The sequence below is a fragment of the Burkholderia sp. PU8-34 genome (genome assembly GCF_053427725.1).
In genome coordinates this window covers 1-661 of the sequence record NZ_JBSAXC010000062.1, presented here as the reverse complement: position 1 = coordinate 661, position 661 = coordinate 1, and the positions used below count along the sequence as shown (strand labels likewise).

Genomic DNA, 661 nt, shown 5'->3' with positions numbered 1-661 from the left:
AGTCACGACCGAAACGACCGGTACGACGACCAAGCACGAAACCAAGCGACAGCAGTTCATCGGTTGCCCGACCGGTAACGCCGCGGGGGGCGTGTGCTCGTATGCGACATGGTCGGGACCGTACAAGACGCCGCAGACGGCGACGTATTCGACAAGCGATATCGTGTCCGAATCGAACGGCACGAATGCCGTCGACCGCGTACTGGTCGTGAACGTCAACGGGCAGCAGCAAACGCTCTACTACAACACGCTGACGGACAACGGAAACGGCACCGTGACGGCAGTCTATTGGGCTGGCTACGATCCGCACATCAACTACGCGCCTGATACGGAATACGCGACGCGAAGCGACGGCCATAAGGGCTATCAGCGCGTCGAAATCTGGCGCGATACGACATCCACGATTCAGCAAGACAAGATAACGAGCCAGGCGCAGCAGGCGCAACTCGTGGCCGGCGGCAGTATCACCATGGCGAACGTCGAAGCGGTGAACAACAACTACAGTGCAATCACGGCCGGCAAGTCGATCCGGATCGGCAGTACGCAGCAGAGCGGTTCCGTTGGCAACGGGAGCTATGGCGGCACGGTCGTCAACAATGTCGGCCAGACGCTGTATCAGTATCAGCGGGACGACATTACGTCGATGTATGCGTGGAACGTC

1 protein-coding gene is annotated in these 661 nt (G+C 59.5%); it reads left to right on the top strand.

What is annotated here, in order from left to right; translation table 11 throughout:
* Positions 1-661: hypothetical protein (locus ACV22Z_RS35695; protein ID WP_448080935.1), on the top strand; the 661-nt coding region annotated here is incomplete at both ends.